The following is a 15,838-nucleotide window of genomic DNA, read 5'->3' on the forward strand; positions in this document are numbered from 1 at the left end:
CGATGCTTTTAATGGTTGCCGGGATTAGCCCTGAGGTGCGCAACCTTTTGTTCCAACCCTTGCCACCGCGGCGCAGCGGTCGCAAACCGATTACGCAAATACGCCGCGAGCTCCGCCACCTGCGTATTGGACAGGCTGTCCTTGAAACCGGGCATGTAGCCCAGATCCTTGGTGGCCGGTGCATCGATGCCTTGCAGGATGACCTTGATCAGGTTGTCCGGTTGATCGCTGTGCACATTGGTATTGCTCGCCAGAGACGGACTCACACCAAACAGTTTCGGCCCCAGGCCATCAGCGTGACAGGCCTTGCACGAACCTTCGAACACCCGCTGACCGTTGCTCAATGACACGCTCGAGACCGGCGACGGCTGGGTGGCTTTCGCCACCACTTGCGCTTCAGCCTGCGCGCCGTTGAGTGACGCCAGGTACACCGCCATCGCCCGGATATCCGTCTTGGGCAATTTCGCCAGTTCACTGACCACCGGCCCCATGGGCCCGGTCGCCACGCCATGGGCGTCGGAATAGCCGGTGCTGAGGTAGTCGAACAGCTGATTCTCCGTCCACGGCGTTGGCGCTTTCGACAAACCGTTCAACGCCGGCGCTTCCCAGCCATCGACCCTGCCGCCAGCCAGGAACGACGCTCCGCCCTTCTCCGCCCCCATCAAATTACGCGGCGAATGGCACGCCGCGCAGTGACCCAAACCATTGACCAGGTAGGCGCCGCGATTCCATTGCTCGCTACGTTCTGGCTGCACACTGATCTCGCCCCGGCGCAGAAACAGCGAATTCCACCCGGCCATCAACGGCCGCAGATTGAACGGAAAACGCATGTCGTTGGCTGTCGCCGGTTGGCTGACCGGCGCTTGCGACATCAGGTACGCATACAGCGCCTGCATGTCGGCATCGTTGATATTGCGAAACGCGGTGTAGGGAAACGCCGGGTACAGATTGCGCCCGTCGCGGCCGATGCCGTCGCGCATCGCACGTTCGAACGCCGGGTACGACCAGCTGCCGATACCGGTCTTCACGTCGGGCGTGATGTTGCTGCTATAGAGCGTGCCGAAGGGAGTCTGCATCGCCAGGCCTCCGGCATTGGTCGCGACGCCGGGCGCGGTGTGGCAAACCGCGCAATCGCCGACCGCCGCCAGCAAACGTCCGCGCTCAAGGGTCGCGGTCGACCAGGTACCGGCACCCGGCGGCGCAATGGGCGCGATTTCACCGTGAAACGGCCATGCGGTGGCCGCCATGCCGAGCACCGCGCCGAACGCGGCAAACAGCGAACCGAACAGCCATTTCGAACGCTTGGCCGGCGACTTCGGTGGCTCGTCGCAGGTGCCGGCGTTCAACGCCGCCAGCACCCGGTCCGGGGTAATCGGCAGTTCGCGAAAACGAATCCCGGTGGCGTCATAAATGGCGTTGGCAATCGCCGCCGCGCTCGGCACCGAGGCGGATTCACCGGCGCCCATGGGCGGCTGGTCCTGACGCGGCATCATCAAGACGTCGATCTGCGGCACTTCAGGGAAGGTCAGGATCGGATAACCGCCCCACTCCTTGCAGGCTACTGTGGACTCCTCAAAGGTCACCCGCTCCTTGAGCGCCCGACTGGTGGATTGAATGACATTGCCGTGGATCTGATGCTGTACGCCCGCCGGGTTGATCATCATCCCCGAGTCATGACCGATCACCACCCGCGTGACGGACACATCACCGGTCTGGCGATCCACCGCCACGTCCGCCACCCACGCGGCCCACGCCGCACCAAAACCGGGGAACTTGCTGTGGATGTAGCGCGCGTAGGCAAAGCCGCGACCGCGCAGGAACTGATCGTCGTTCGGGGTTTGCATCGGCGCGGTGCGCGCGGTCCAGGCGGCGCGCTCGGCGGTGGATTTCACCAGGTCAATGGCGCGCTCATCGCGCAGATAGCGCAGTCGGTATTCCACCGGATCGACGCCCGCCGCGAACGCCAGTTCATCGATGTACGACTCGTGGGCGAAGGTGTTGGGCAGCGCCGACACCCCGCGCATCCACGAAGCCCGGACAATCGGCGCCATGTCATTGATGGTCACGCGCATGTGTTCGAAGTCATAAGGCGGGATCGACGTGCGATCGCCCATCTCGAACATCGCCGCCACCGGCTCGACCCGTCCGGTCAACAGCAAGGCCAGGGTCGGCGCACCGTTGGACGGGTAGCTGGTCTGGAAATCGTAAGCAGCCACACTGCCATCGGCGTTCAAGCCGCCGTCCACGTCCATCAGTTGCGCGGTGCCCTTGGGTTCCCACAGGTGCTCCTGCTCGCGAGTCAATTGCACCCGGACCGGTTTGCCCACGGCGCGGGACAACAGCAAGGCATCGGCGCAGACATCGTCGGCGCAGTTACGCCCATAACAGCCTGACGCTTCCATGCGAATAATCTCGATCGATTCTTCCGCGCACTCCAGCAACCAGGCGAGATCCGCTCGCAGCAAATGCGGATTCTGGCTACCGGACCACACGCGAGTGCCCGACGGCTGATAGTCCGCCAACCCACAGGAGGGGCCGATGGAGCCGTGCATCTGATACGGCCACAGATACGTTCGCGACAGGCGCTGACTGGCCCCGGCCAAGGCGTCGTCGACATTGCCCTGGTCGAGAACGACGCGCTGCACTCGCGGGTTATCGCGGATGGCCTGCTCGACATTGTTCATGTCGGGCAACTTGTGATTCCAGGCTTTCCACGTGATTTTCAACGCCTGGGCAGCCTTGATCGCCTGTTCTTCGCGCAGGGCGACGACACCAACGAAGTCTCGGATTACCACCACCGCCACAACGCCCGGGATGTGCGCGATGGACGACTCGTCGACGTCCAGCAGGCTGTTGCCGACGAAGTCACCACAATCGAGCCCGGCATAGGGCGGGCGAATCACCCGGCCGTGGAGCATGTCCGGCACCCGCATGTCGTGGACGTAAGTCAGTTCGCCAGTGGCCTTGGCCGGAATATCCACCCGCGCGGCGCCCTTGCCGACCAGCCGATAATCTTCGGCAGGCTTGAGTGGCGCGGTGCCTGAGATGCGCAGTTCAATGTGGTCACCGCACACCAGATCAGCGTAGGACGTGGTGCGTCCGTCCGCTGCGACAATCACCCCGGCCTCGACCTTCAGACTGCCCGCCTCCACCGACCAGCGTTCTGCCGCCCGCTCCAGCAGAAAACGCCGGGCCTCGGCAGCCGCATTGCGCAACGGTATCGCGGAAATCTGCAGGGTGGCGCTGGCGATGGTCGCGCCCTGATTGGGCACACGCTCGGTGTCGCCGAGCACCATGCACACCTGCTCCAGTTGCAGGTCCAGTTCTTCGGCGACGATCTGCGCCAGCGAAGTGCGGATACCGGTGCCGAGGTCGACATGCCCGTTGAAGGCATACACCCGTCCGTCATCGCTGATCGCGATGAACAACCCAAGCTCCTTGGGTTTGACCAGCGGCGTACCGCCTTTGGCCACCGGGCCTGATGGCGGCAGGATGTCGTCGACGACCAGCAGAACGCCGGTCTTGGCCAGCCATTGGTCGCGGGTGGGGATTGCGTCAGTCATGGTCATCGATCCACATTCAAGGCGTTTGACGGGCGGCACGCAGCACCGCACGGAGGATTTCGATATGGGTGCCGCACCGGCAAAGGTTGGCCGAGAGTTCGTTGCGAATCTGGGTTTCGCTGGGGTGCGCAATGCGGTCGAGCAAGGCCTTGGCAGTCATGATCATGCCGTTGAGGCAATAGCCGCATTGCGCCGCCTGCTCGTCGATAAAGGCTTGCTGCACCGGGTGCGGATCGGTTCGGTTGCCAAGCCCTTCGAGGGTGACGATCTGCCGGTCGACCGCGCCAGCCAGCGGAAAGACGCAGGAGCGCGCCGCCACACCATCGATGATCACCGTGCACGCGCCGCACTCGCCCAGACCGCAACCGTACTTGGGGCCGTTGAGTTGCAGGTCATTGCGCAGGATCAGCAATAACGGCGTATCCGCCATCGCGGTGACGGTGGTGGTGTGGCCGTTGACCTCAAGCGCTACCGTGATTTCCTGGCTTGTCATTCGCTTCGCCTGCTTCAGTTGATGAAGTATCCACTACACCAAAAGGTCGAAGAAAAGGTCGCGGGCCAGCATCAGTTTGTGGCGTCGCGACACACTCGAGTGGTGAAGTGGTTACTACATGAAAAGAGAGCAAAAACAGTGCCAGAGGCTGAAGGTGCGGATCAGTCTTGCGGGTCGTCGATCATTTTGCGCAGCAAAAACAGCACGGCGACCTGCTCTGCCGGGTTGAGGTTGCTCATGGTCAGCTCGGTGATTTTCCCGGCACAGGGCACGGTTTGCTGCACCAGACGGTCGCCGGCTTCGGACAGGCCGACAATGACTTTGCGCCGGTCTTGCGGGTCGGGTTCAAGGGTGATCAGTTCTCGGGCCTTGAGCCGCTCGACGATGCCGCGAATGGTTGCCTGGTCCACGGCGGTGGCTTTGACCAGTTCGGTCAGCGAACTGGGGCCGTGATCACGCACGGCGCACAGGGTGACGAACTGCACCGCGGTGAGCTGTGAGTCGCCGACGTTCTGCTGAAAAATCGCCATGTGCCGTTGATAGGCCTTGCGTAGCAAATGCCCGACTTGTTCGGAGAAAACGTAGGAAGAATCAGGAGTTTCAGGCACGGCAGACTCGAAAGACGATGAGTAGTGGGAAGGCATGATGGACAGGTTGGTGGATGGACTCAAGCGTGATGTTGGCCGGGCTCACACCTTCGCGAGCAGGCTCGCTCCCACAAGGATTACGCGATCCCTTGTGGGGGCGAGCCTGCTCGCGAAAAAGGGTTCAGCGAACTCGGGAGGCCTCAGGCGCCACCACATCCCCACCGATCACCACGGCCAAATCATCCAGGTACACATCGCAATGGCGCAGTGGAATATCCAGGTGGCACGGGGTTTTGCGGGTGCCGCCAACTTCGGTATTCGGTCCAGTGGAGAACAGGAAGTTGCCGTAGAACGCCCGGGCATCCATGCACATGCCATCGTTTTTGTCGTGCAGCCCCATGGCCGTCCACTGCGCCCGTGGCTGCAAGCCCCAGCCGATGTGGGAAATGCCGTAGACCTCGGGATCGTTGAAGTACTTCATGTAGTCACGCAAGTATTCGGCCTCGAAACCGCCATGGATCGAGGTGATGAAGCCCTTCTCGATTTCCAGGGTGATTTTCTCCCGGGTGTAGTTCTTGAACGGCAGCAGAATGTCGCCGACATCCAGCACCAGCACGCCCTCGGCGGTTTCTTCGTTGGGCCAGGAGAACAGAAAGCCGCTGGGCCAGTGATCCCAACGCCCCGGCTCATCGGCGAAACCGTATTCGGTAACCGAAGGATATTGCCCCAGCGCCGCGCGGAAATCGCTGCCGGCGCGGGAGGTAACGTGGATTGATTTGGCCTGTTTGAGCAGTTGCTCCGCCGCCATCACCCGCACCTTGTCGGCCTCGGTCGGCAGCATTCGCGCCAGGACTTCCGGGGGTTCGACGGCCAACAGAATCCGCGTGCCGGTCTTGAGGATCTGCTCCTGCTCTGGTGAGTGCAGCAGCATCATCGTGTCGATGATCAAGTCCGCCGCTTCCAGCGCCCGTTGCGCCGCGATATTGCCGGTCAGCGCGGTGTCGCCGCAGTAGGCCGTCATGTCATTGCCCATGGCCGTCGGATGGTTGAACGAAGGCAACTCCACCGCGTAGACCTTGGCCCCCAGCCGCTGGGCCGCCTCCATCGCAGCACGCACGGTGCGCGGGTTCGAATAGTGGCTCTTGAGTACGGCGACACTCTGGGTCGGGTCGACCTTCGACAGCTTCAACACGTGCTCGAACATCTGGGTCAATTCGCAATCGCTTACCGGCATTTCCTGTCTCCTCGATCGTCTGTTGCGCACCAAGTCGAGGCGCCCTGCCTCACTCTAGTGCGCTTTTAAAGCGTATACACCATTTGTTGACGATAAAACCCTAAAAGCAGACTGACTGCAAGCGCCAGACCATAACGTTACCAACCCACACAAATCCAATATTTACTGGTTACATTTGGTGACTACAGACAAATAAGCCTGAAAATTATTTTTTCCAAACGGCTCTTTCTTTTTAAAAATTATAGCGTATACACTTTAAAAACCTTGCGACGACATCGCCAGCGACCATTCGAAAAAGAGGAACAATCCCCATGGCAAGAACACAGAAAATCGCCATCGTCGGTGCGGGTCTGGGCGGTGCAGCCGCTGCGACGCTGCTGCAACAAGCCGGGTTCGAGGTGGACATCTACGAACAGGCACCCGAGTTCTCCCGCCTCGGTGCCGGGATTCACATGGGCCCCAACATCATGAAAATCTTCCGGCGCATGGGCATCGAGCAACAGCTCGACCTAATGGGTTCGCACCCGGATCACTGGTTCAGCCGTGACGGCTTGAGTGGCGATTACCTGTCACGCATCCCGCTGGGCGATTTCGCTCGCAAGGAATACGGCGCGTCCTACATCACCGTGCACCGCGGCGACCTGCACGCCCTGCAGATGTCGACGATCAAACCCGGCACCGTGCACTTCAACAAACGCCTGGAAACCCTCGAAGAAACCGACAGCCAGGTGCGCCTGACCTTCAGCGATGGCGAAGTGACCTACGCCGACATCGTCATCGGCGCCGACGGCATCAATTCGAAGATTCGTGAAGAGTTGCTCGGCGCGGAAAAACCGCTGTACAGCGGCTGGGTGGCGCACCGCGCGCTGATCCGTGGCGATCAACTGGCCAAATACGATTTGAAGTTCGAAGACTGTATCAAGTGGTGGACCGAGGATCGGCACATGATGGTCTACTACACCACCGGCAAGCGCGACGAGTACTACTACGTGACCGGCGTGCCACACCCGGAGTGGGATTTCCAGGGTGCGTTCGTCGACAGCAGCCGCGAAGAAATGTTTGAAGCCTTCCAGGGGTATCACCCGACCGTTCAGGCGCTGATCGAGTCCACCGAAAGCGTCACCAAATGGCCGTTGCGCAACCGCAACCCGTTGCCGCTGTGGAGCCGTGGGCGACTGGTGCTGTTGGGTGACGCTTGCCACCCGATGAAGCCGCACATGGCCCAGGGCGCCGGCATGGCCATCGAAGACGCCGCGATGCTGACCCGCTGCCTGCAGGAAACCGGGCTCGGGGATTACCGCACCGCGTTCGAACTCTATGAAGTCAACCGCAAGGAACGCGCCTCCCGCGTGCAGTCCGTGTCCAACGCCAACACCTGGCTGCGCACCCAGGAAGATCCGGCCTGGGTTTACGGCTATGACCTGTACGCCCAGTCGCTGAAATCGGGGGTAGCCGCGTGAGTACGTTCATCCATGGCGGTAACGTCCAGGCCAATGGCATTCGCCAGCACTACTTGCGCTACGGTGGAAAAGGCCCGGCGCTGGTTCTGATTCCCGGCATCACCAGCCCGGCGATCACCTGGGGGTTTGTCGCGGAACGACTCGGCGAGCATTTCGACACTTACGTGCTGGACGTTCGCGGTCGCGGCCTCTCCTCCACCGGGCCAGAGCTGGACTACAGCGCCGATGCCTGCGCTGACGACATCAGTGCTTTCGCCCAGGCCATGAAGCTCGACAACTACCACTTGCTCGGCCATTCCATGGGCGCCCGTTTTGCCGTGCGCAGTGCGGTTCGGCATCCGGCCGGCGTGAACCGCCTGGTATTGATCGATCCACCGGTGTCCGGCCCTGGCCGGCGTGAGTACCCGAGCAAACTGCCGTGGTACGTCGATTCGATCCGCCAGTCGTTGATCGGGATGGATGCCGAGGCGATGCGCGCCTTCTGCGCCACCTGGACCGAGGAACAATTGCAGCTGCGCGCCGAGTGGCTGCACACCTGCTACGAGCCGGCGATCGTCAGGGCTTTCAACGATTTTCATGAGGTGGACTTCCATCAGGACCTGCCGAAACTCGAGGCCCCCACGCTGCTCATGATCGCCGGCCGCGGCGGCGTCATTCAACCCGAGGACGAAGCGGAAATCCTCGACCTGCAACCGAACATTCGCACGGTCCACGTCGAAAACGCCGGGCACATGATTCCCTGGGATGACCTCGACGGCTTCTTCAGCGCCTTCGGTGATTTCCTTGGCCCACGCCTGAACTAATCGAATCCGGAGACTTTTATGCTCACGCCTTACCGCATCGGCCAGATCGTGCCGAGCTCCAACACCACCATGGAAACCGAGATCCCGGCGATGCTCACCGCGCGTCAGTTGATCCGCCCGGAACGCTTCACCTTTCACTCCAGCCGCATGCGCATGAAGCAAGTGCGCAAGGAAGAGCTGGCGGCGATGGACGGCGAATCCGACCGCTGCGCCCTGGAATTGTCCGACGCCAAGGTCGACGTATTGGGTTACGCGTGCCTGGTGGCGATCATGGCCATGGGTCTGGGTTATCACCGCCAATCCGAGCAACGGCTGCGCAAGGCCACCGCCGATAACGACGGCAACGCGCCGGTCATTACCAGCGCCGGTGCCTTGATCGAAGGCCTGAAAGTGCTGGGCGCCAAACGCATCGCTATCGTCGCGCCGTACATGAAACCCCTCACCGAACTGGTGGTGGATTACATACGCGCAGAAGGCTTCGAAGTCGTGGACTGGCGCGCACTGGAAATTCCCGACAACCTCGCCGTGGCCCGTCACGATCCGGCGAACCTGCCGGGCATCGTGGCCGGTATGAACCTGGAAGGCGTCGACGTGATTGTGCTCTCGGCCTGCGTGCAGATGCAGTCACTGCCCGTGGTGGCGCAAGTCGAAGCGCAAACCGGAAAACCGGTGCTCACCGCCGCCATTGCCACCACCTACGCCATGCTCAAGGCCCTGGACCTGGAACCTATTGTTCCCGGTGCGGGCGCCCTGCTCTCCGGCGCCTATTAAGAGGTGAGCGACATGAGCGAACAAACCGCCAACGACAACTATCAGGGCGTGTGGGGCCAGCGCATCGGTTTCGGCCAGAAAGCCGCGTTGCTGATGATCGATTTCATGCGTGGCTACACCACCGTAGGGGCGCCGCTGTTCGCACCCGGCGTGGTCAGTGCCGTGGCCGAAAGCGTTGAACTGTTGGCCAGCGCCCGTCGTCAGGGCATCCCGGTGGTGCACACCAATATCCGCTACCATCCCGGCCATTTCGCCGACGGTGGCATCTGGGTTAAAAAAGCCCCGGTGATGAAAGATATGGTCGAGGGCAACCCCTTGGCGGCGTTTTGCGAAGAGGTAGTGCCCCAAGAGGACGAAGTGGTGATCAGCAAGCAATACGCCAGCGCCTTTTTCGGCAGCAGCCTGGCCTCGATGCTGCACGCCCAAGGTATCGACACCGTGGTGCTGGCCGGTTGCTCCACCAGCGGCTGCATTCGGGCGACAGCGGTGGACGCGGTGCAACACGGTTTTCGCACCATCGTCGTGCGCGAGTGCGTCGGCGACCGGCATTCGGCGCCCCATGAAGCCAACCTGTTCGATATCGACAGCAAGTACGGCGATGTCGTCAGCAAGCAGGAGGCCATCGCGCACTTCGAAAAAAGCTGATGCGTACCACAAGAACCGCGCCATAGAGCGCAGGTCTTGAAAATACTGAGGAACGAGCCCTGTAGGAGCGAAGCTTGCTCGCGATGGACGTTAACGATAACGCGCTCATCAAGAATCAACGCGGCGTTCTCTGGTTCATCGCGAGCAAGCTCTGCTCCTACGGGTGCGCCCTCAGTCTTCTGACACTGCCTTTGGACGTCGCTTGCTACAGCGCGCCAGAGCGCTGGAAAAAAGCGGCCGTATAAAAACCATAAGTCACCGCCAGGAGACACCCGATGCCCATTGCGAATGCAGCACCTGCGACCACGGTCGCCGACCCGATTCAAGCGCTTTACCACAAGATCACCTGGAAGCTGATCCCTTTCCTGTGCTTCTGCTACCTGGCCGCGTACCTCGACCGGATCAATATCGGCTTCGCCAAACTGCAGATGCTCGATCAACTGCACTTCAGCGAAACCGCCTTCGGCCTCGGTGCCGGACTGTTTTTTGTCGGCTACATCCTGTTCGAGGTGCCGAGCAACCTGGTGCTGGAGAAAGTCGGCGCCAAGATCTGGATCGCCCGCATCATGATCACCTGGGGCCTGCTGTCGGCCTGCACCATGCTCGTGACGTCCACCACTCAGTTCTACATCCTGCGCTTCTTGCTCGGCGCCGCCGAAGCAGGCTTTCTGCCGGGGGTGCTGTATTACCTGACCACCTGGTTTCCAACCTATCGACGCGGTCGCATCATTGCGCTGTTCATGATCGGCTTGCCGCTGTCCAGCGTGATTGGCGGGCCGCTATCCGGTTGGGTCATGAGCCATTTCGATAATTTCGGTGGCCTGCACGGCTGGCAATGGTTGTTCCTGATCGAAGCGGTGCCCAGCGTGTTGCTCGGCGTGCTGACCTTCTGGGCGCTGCCTAACAACTATCAGCAAGCCAAGTGGCTCAACAACGAAGAGAAAGCCCTGTTGGAACAGGAACTGCGCGCCGATGAGGCCAGTGCCGGCGACAGCAAGCACAGCTTTCGCGACGGGTTTTTCAACCTGAAAGTCTGGATGCTCGGCGGGATCGACTTCTCGATCCTGCTCAGTGCCTATGCCATGGGTTTCTGGATGCCGACCTTCATCCGCAATGCAGGCATCGTCGACACATTCCACATCGGCGTACTCACGGCGCTGCCGAGCATCGCCGCGTTGTTGGGCATGCTGTTGATCGGCGCCAGTTCCGACAAACACCGCGAACGTCGCTGGCACATCATCGTGCCGTTTCTGGTGGGCGCAGCCGCCATGGCCAGTGCGCCGTTCTTCGTCCACAACGTGGTGGCGACCGTGGCACTGTTCGCCATTGCGTCGGCGGCGATCATCGGTGCGGTGCCGGTGTTCTTCAGTTTGCCGGCGACCTTTCTCAAAGGCACCGCGGCGGCCACCGGCTTCGCCCTCGCCTGCTCGTTGGCAAACATCGCCGGGCTGGTCAGCAACTCGCTGATGGGGGTCGCCATCGACGTCACCGGCAGCAGCGCCGGCGCGCTGTGGTTCTTTGCCGGCTGCCTGATTCTCAGCAGCTTTCTGGTAATCGCCTTACCGGCCAAACTGGTCAACCGCTAGCACTGTCCGCTTCTGTAGGAGCTGGCGAAGCCTGCGATCTTTTGATCTTGTTTTTTGATGGACCAACGTCAAAAGATCGCAGGCTGCGCCAGCTCCTACGTGGATCGCGGTAGCCGCCAAATACAAATTCTCAGGTGAGTCCCCATGCAAGGTTTGATCAAACGCTGTGCCCTGCTTGTCGCTGCCGGCCTCTGCGCCGGTTCCCTGCAAGCGGCGGAAAAAGTCATCTTCGACACCGACTTCAACGTGCTCAACGATGATGGCCAGGCCTTCATCATGCTCGCCCAACTCCACGCCCGGAAACGCATCGACCTGCTCGGCATGACCCTCGTCAGCGGCAACGCCTGGGTCGACCAGGAACAGGTGGATGCCCTCAAGGCGGTAGAGCGCATGGGCGTGGAAAAGGACGTCGGCGTGTATTCCGGCGCGGCCTACCCGTTGCTTCATGACTTCGCCACCTACCCGCAGGAAAAAGCCCTGTTCGGGGCCGGCTGGCCGGGTGCTTTCAAGGCGCCGCGTGCGACTTCCGCCGCGCAACTGATCGCCCCGCCGGATGGTCTGGCGACCCACACCTCTCTGCGCAAGGAAACCGCCGCCCAGTTCATCGTCGACAGCGTGCGCGCCAATCCCCATGAGGTGACGTTGCTGGCGGTCGGCCCGCTGACCAACATCGCCCTGGCCATTCGCTCCGCCCCCGACATCGTGCCGTTGATCAAACGCATCGTGTACATGGGCGGGGCCATTGAGATTCCGGGCAACACCACACCGGCCGCCGAATTCAACTGGTGGTTCGACCCCGAGGCGGCGAAGATCGTCCTGCGCTCACCCATCGAACACGTCATTTTCCCCAACGATGTATGCGAAAAGGTCACCTTCGATGCCTCGATCTACCAGCGGGTCATCGACCGGCCGGGGCCGATTGCCGATCTGTACACACACGAATTCGCTCCGTTGTTCAGCAAAGACCCCGGTTATCACAGTTTTACCTGGGACAGCCTGCCGGCCCTGTTTCTGGTCGAGCCGGGCATCGTCACCGAATCCCGCGAGCTGTGGGTCGATGTCAATGCCCAGTTCGGTGCCGACTACGGTCGCGCCCTGGGTTACAAGAAAAATCCACCCGTGGGCACGCAAAAAGCCAAGGTGGTGTTTGCCATCGACCAGAAGCAGTTCTGGGATGATTATGTGAATCTTGTGACCTTGCCGACGCCGGTCAAAGGCAGCTGAGGCCGCGCCGCTCATGAAGAAGTGACAGCTTGCGGCGAACCCCTCACAGTGAGCGTGGTCGCACAGGTGAACCGCAGAACGTTGCTCAAGGGTCGAGCCATCAGCGGTTCGGTCCCTTTTCTGTCGAGAACCCTTCATGCGCAGTGTCCACGCCGTTATCCTTTCCCTTCTTTTGCTCTCCCTGAGCGCCTGCGCCCTGTTCCCCAATCGCGATCCGCTGAACATCAACGTGGTCGGCATCGAGCCGCTGCAAAGCCAGGACATGGAAGTGCGTTTTGCCGTGAAGATACGCGTGCAAAATCCCAATGACACCGCGATCGACTACAACGGCGTGGCCCTGGACCTGGAGGTCAACGGCCAGCCACTCGCCTCCGGCGTCAGCGATCAATCGGGCTCGATTGCACGCTTTTCCGAAACCGTGCTGACCGTGCCGGTGAGCGTTTCGGCGTTCTCGGTGCTGCGTCAGACCCTGGGGCTGAGCCAGACACAAACCCTGAACAACCTGCCCTACGTACTGCGCGGCAAACTGGCCGGTGGCGTGTTCGGCACCATGCGTTTCATGGACAGTGGCAAACTCAGCCTGCCAGCGTCGACGACCGGCACCTGGTAATTCCGGGTTGCTGTGCAACATAGAATCTCCCACAGGGGGTTATGTGTTGAATCGGACGCCGGGTTTGGCACGCTCATCCACCGTCAACTCAAACACGTCCGGGCGCGCGTAGTGCCCCACCACGTCGAAGTCGTAACGGGCACGGACCAGGTCGTCGGTGTCGATTTCTGCGGTGAGCAAACCGGCGCCATCGCGCAACGGTCCAGCCAGAATGTCGCCCATCGGCCCGACGATCACGCTGCCACCGGCGATCAACGGCCGGTCCGCCGGCCAGTTGGCGATCTCCAGGCCCAAGGCTTGTGGCGAGTCCTGAACCTGACAGGCGCTGACCACGAAGCAACGTCCTTCATGGGCGATATGGCGCATGCTGACCTGCCACATTTCCCGCTCGTCCACCGTTGGCGCGCACCAGACCTCCACGCCTTTGGCGTACATCGCGGTGCGCAGCAGCGGCATCATGTTTTCCCAACACACCGCCGCGCCGATCCGCCCGACCTGACTGTCGATCACCGGCAACGTCGAGCCATCTCCCTTGCCCCAAATCAACCGTTCGGTGCCGGTGGGCATCAGTTTGCGGTGCTTGGTGACCAGACCGGCCTGCGGATCGAAATACAACGCGGTGCAGTACAAGGTGCTACCGGCGCGTTCGATGACACCGATCACCAGGTTGGCGCCGGTGCGCGCTGACAACCCGGCCAACGCTTCGGTTTCCGCACCGGGCACGTCGATCGCATTGGCAAAATACCGGGCAAAGGCTTCACGACCTTCCGGCAGTCGATAACCCAGTTGAGTGCCGAAGCCCTCGCCTTTGGGGTAACCGCCGAGCAACGCTTCGGGCATGACCACCAGCGCCGCGCCGGATTCGATAATCGCGTTTTCCCAGGCAAGAATCTGTTCCAGCGTCTCGGCCTTGCCGCCGGGCAAGGCGCCGATTTGCAGTGCAGCAACGATTGACTTGGGCATCGCAGTAACTCCGAAAGCAATGAGGTGTTGCTCATTCTCAGGCGCCGCGGGATCATGAATAAAGCCCCGTTTGCTGCTGAATGATATGAATCAAATGAATATCGCCACCGTTGATCTCAACCTGCTGAAAGTCTTCGAAGCGCTGCACGAGGAGTCCAGCGCGAGCCGGGCCGCGTTGCGTCTGGGCGTGACGCAATCGGCGGTCAGCGCGGCACTGCGAAGGCTGCGCGAGGTGTATGGCGATCAGTTGTTCGTGCGCACCGGCCGAGGCCTCGCGCCCACGCTCAAGGCCAACCAGTTGAAACCGGTGGTCAGCGATGCCCTGAACAAATGCCGGCAGAGCCTGGCGATGGTCGATCCGGCCGCCCACCATTACGACGGGCGCTCAGTCACCGTGGGTATGTCAGATGATTTCGAAATTGCTTATGGTCGCCGGCTGATCGAAGAAATCGCCCGCGTCGCGCCGAAGCTGCGGCTGATCTTCCGTCAGACCCACAGCCAGATCGTCGCCCAGGCGTTGATGGAACGCAGCATCGATCTGGCGATTACCGCAGGCGGATTTGCCGAGCGCTTGCTCAGCCGTCAGGTGCTGGGAGAAGGCGGCTATCTGTGCCTGGCAGACCCGATGAGCCTGGCCGAGGGACAGCAAACCATCAGTCTTGAGGAATTCGTCGCCCGCGAGCACATTCTGGTGTCGTCGGGTGGTTTTATCGGGATCACCGATGAGGGGCTGGCGGCGCTGGGGCTGAGTCGGCGGGTATGTGCGTCGACCACACACTTTGCGGCATTGCCGCACTTGCTCAAGGGCAGCCAGGCCGTGGCGACCATTCCGGCCCATGCGGCCCAAAGCATTGCGGCGCTCAGCGGACTGGCGCTACTGCCCTGCCCCCTGGCGTTGCCGCGTTATCCGATCGAGCTGGGCTGGCGCACCAGTACGCAGCTCGATCCGGTGGTGTTGAAAGTGCGTGAGGCGATTGTCGCGAGCTTAGCGAGCGCGTAGGAGCTGCCGCAGGCTGCGATCTTTTGATCTTGCTTGAAAGATCAAGATCAAAAGATCGCAGCCTTCGGCAGCTCCTACGCGGGAGTAGTGTCAGGTAGGAATTTATTTGGCAGCCATCAGACGATTGATCTCGCTGCGTACCATGTTCGCGAATTCCGGGGGCGACATGCCGTCAAGTTCGGCACGGACCCACTCGGACCATTTGCCTTTGCGCTTGGCGCGCTCACCGAACAACCGTGCGGCCTCGCCCTTGGACTTGCCCAGGTTGCTTTGCCAGAGATCGAACAGACGGGATTTCTCATCTTCAAGCGCAGCGCGCTCGGCAAGGGGTTTGTCGGCCAGATTGAAGCTCATGGGAGTTACCTGCTGCGTAAAATAGGCGACATCTTACACTGTAGGAGGAAATGTCCGACTCAGGATTTTTCTTCAAGGTGGGTCGACGCGAAAATTCACTGCAACTTTTTCGCTGACGACAGACTCCACTGTTCACTGTCCATTTACCTGCAAGGAGTTCCCCAATGGCCCGGAAAACCGCCGCACAAGTCGCCGAAGATCAAATCAAGGATCAGGCCTTCAGCGAACTTCAGGCTCTGATCGAAGAGTCGGAGAAACTGCTCAAAAGCAGTGCCTCACTCGTCGGTGAAGAAGCGGACACCCTTCGAGGGCAAATCGCCCAGAAACTTCAGCAGGCTCGGGACTCCGTCACCAGCGTTCGTGACCGGACCAAACCTGCAGTCGAAGCCACTGAAACCTACATTGGTGGTCATCCGTGGCAAACCGTGGCCATCTCCGCCGGTTTTGGCCTGGTTGTCGGGTTGCTGCTGGGCCGGCGTTAAGCGGTACCGCTTTAATGGGTACTGAGCAAAAAGGCGAGCATTGTGCTCGCCTTTTTCATGCCC

General features: G+C 61.1%; 15 protein-coding genes. 9 read left to right on the forward strand and 6 right to left on the reverse strand.

Annotated elements, in window-relative coordinates:
- Positions 1–8: 8 nt before the first annotated feature.
- The 4 genes from ACYZT5_RS08930 to ACYZT5_RS08945 form a co-directional block, all read right to left on the reverse strand.
- Positions 9–3,563 carry a molybdopterin cofactor-binding domain-containing protein gene (locus ACYZT5_RS08930; protein WP_462050769.1) on the reverse strand — a complete coding sequence of 1,185 codons (3,555 nt, stop codon included), beginning with the start codon at positions 3,561–3,563 and terminating at the stop codon, positions 9–11.
- A 16-nt stretch (positions 3,564–3,579) separates the two neighbouring features.
- On the reverse strand, positions 3,580–4,056 hold the full coding sequence (locus tag ACYZT5_RS08935) for a (2Fe-2S)-binding protein (RefSeq protein WP_462050770.1): 477 nt from the start codon (positions 4,054–4,056) through the stop codon (positions 3,580–3,582).
- 161 nt (positions 4,057–4,217) lie between these two features.
- On the reverse strand, positions 4,218–4,664 hold the full coding sequence (locus ACYZT5_RS08940; protein ID WP_462050771.1) for a MarR family winged helix-turn-helix transcriptional regulator: 447 nt from the start codon (positions 4,662–4,664) through the stop codon (positions 4,218–4,220).
- A gap of 160 nt (positions 4,665–4,824) precedes the next feature.
- Positions 4,825–5,877 carry a 2,5-dihydroxypyridine 5,6-dioxygenase gene (locus ACYZT5_RS08945; protein WP_462050772.1) on the reverse strand — a complete coding sequence of 351 codons (1,053 nt, stop codon included), beginning with the start codon at positions 5,875–5,877 and terminating at the stop codon, positions 4,825–4,827.
- A gap of 311 nt (positions 5,878–6,188) precedes the next feature.
- Here ACYZT5_RS08945 and ACYZT5_RS08950 point away from each other — a divergent pair, with 311 nt between their 5' ends.
- The 7 genes from ACYZT5_RS08950 to ACYZT5_RS08980 all read left to right on the forward strand — a co-directional run bounded on the left by ACYZT5_RS08950 (position 6,189) and on the right by ACYZT5_RS08980 (position 12,976).
- Entirely contained in the window at positions 6,189–7,337 is a 1,149-nt protein-coding gene (locus ACYZT5_RS08950) for an FAD-dependent monooxygenase (RefSeq protein WP_462050773.1), read from the forward strand.
- Positions 7,334–8,140, forward strand: a complete 807-nt coding sequence (locus ACYZT5_RS08955) for an alpha/beta fold hydrolase (protein WP_462050774.1) — start codon at positions 7,334–7,336, stop codon at positions 8,138–8,140. The genes ACYZT5_RS08950 and ACYZT5_RS08955 overlap by 4 nt, the downstream gene beginning before the upstream one ends.
- A gap of 18 nt (positions 8,141–8,158) precedes the next feature.
- Positions 8,159–8,911 carry a maleate cis-trans isomerase family protein gene (locus ACYZT5_RS08960; RefSeq protein ID WP_462050775.1) on the forward strand — a complete coding sequence of 251 codons (753 nt, stop codon included), beginning with the start codon at positions 8,159–8,161 and terminating at the stop codon, positions 8,909–8,911.
- A 12-nt stretch (positions 8,912–8,923) separates the two neighbouring features.
- Entirely contained in the window at positions 8,924–9,556 is a 633-nt protein-coding gene (locus ACYZT5_RS08965; RefSeq protein WP_462050776.1) for an N-carbamoylsarcosine amidohydrolase, read from the forward strand.
- 275 nt (positions 9,557–9,831) lie between these two features.
- Positions 9,832–11,142 (forward strand): MFS transporter, encoded by a 1,311-nt coding sequence (locus tag ACYZT5_RS08970; RefSeq protein ID WP_462050777.1) that lies wholly within the window; start codon positions 9,832–9,834, stop codon positions 11,140–11,142.
- A gap of 144 nt (positions 11,143–11,286) precedes the next feature.
- Positions 11,287–12,366, forward strand: a complete 1,080-nt coding sequence (locus ACYZT5_RS08975; RefSeq protein ID WP_462050778.1) for a nucleoside hydrolase — start codon at positions 11,287–11,289, stop codon at positions 12,364–12,366.
- Positions 12,367–12,502: 136 nt separating this feature from the next.
- On the forward strand, positions 12,503–12,976 hold the full coding sequence (locus ACYZT5_RS08980) for an LEA/WHy family protein (RefSeq protein ID WP_462050779.1): 474 nt from the start codon (positions 12,503–12,505) through the stop codon (positions 12,974–12,976).
- A gap of 39 nt (positions 12,977–13,015) precedes the next feature.
- Here ACYZT5_RS08980 and ACYZT5_RS08985 read toward each other — a convergent pair whose 3' ends face one another.
- Positions 13,016–13,939 carry a carbon-nitrogen hydrolase family protein gene (locus ACYZT5_RS08985; RefSeq protein WP_462050780.1) on the reverse strand — a complete coding sequence of 308 codons (924 nt, stop codon included), beginning with the start codon at positions 13,937–13,939 and terminating at the stop codon, positions 13,016–13,018.
- An 85-nt stretch (positions 13,940–14,024) separates the two neighbouring features.
- On the opposite strand from ACYZT5_RS08985, the gene ACYZT5_RS08990 reads away from it, so the two are divergent.
- Positions 14,025–14,939, forward strand: coding sequence for a LysR family transcriptional regulator (locus ACYZT5_RS08990; RefSeq protein WP_462050781.1), 915 nt, complete (start codon positions 14,025–14,027; stop codon positions 14,937–14,939).
- A gap of 102 nt (positions 14,940–15,041) precedes the next feature.
- On the opposite strand, the gene ACYZT5_RS08995 is transcribed toward ACYZT5_RS08990, so the two are convergent.
- The gene (locus ACYZT5_RS08995; protein ID WP_282379433.1) at positions 15,042–15,293 is read right to left on the reverse strand and encodes a hypothetical protein; all 252 of its coding nucleotides are present in this window, start codon (positions 15,291–15,293) and stop codon (positions 15,042–15,044) included.
- A 164-nt stretch (positions 15,294–15,457) separates the two neighbouring features.
- On the opposite strand from ACYZT5_RS08995, the gene ACYZT5_RS09000 reads away from it, so the two are divergent.
- Complete coding sequence (locus tag ACYZT5_RS09000; RefSeq protein ID WP_123364977.1) at positions 15,458–15,775, forward strand: ElaB/YgaM/YqjD family protein; 318 nt, start codon at positions 15,458–15,460, stop codon at positions 15,773–15,775.
- The last annotated feature ends 63 nt before the right edge of the window (positions 15,776–15,838 follow it).

The organism is Pseudomonas sp. LB3P14 (assembly GCF_054898045.1).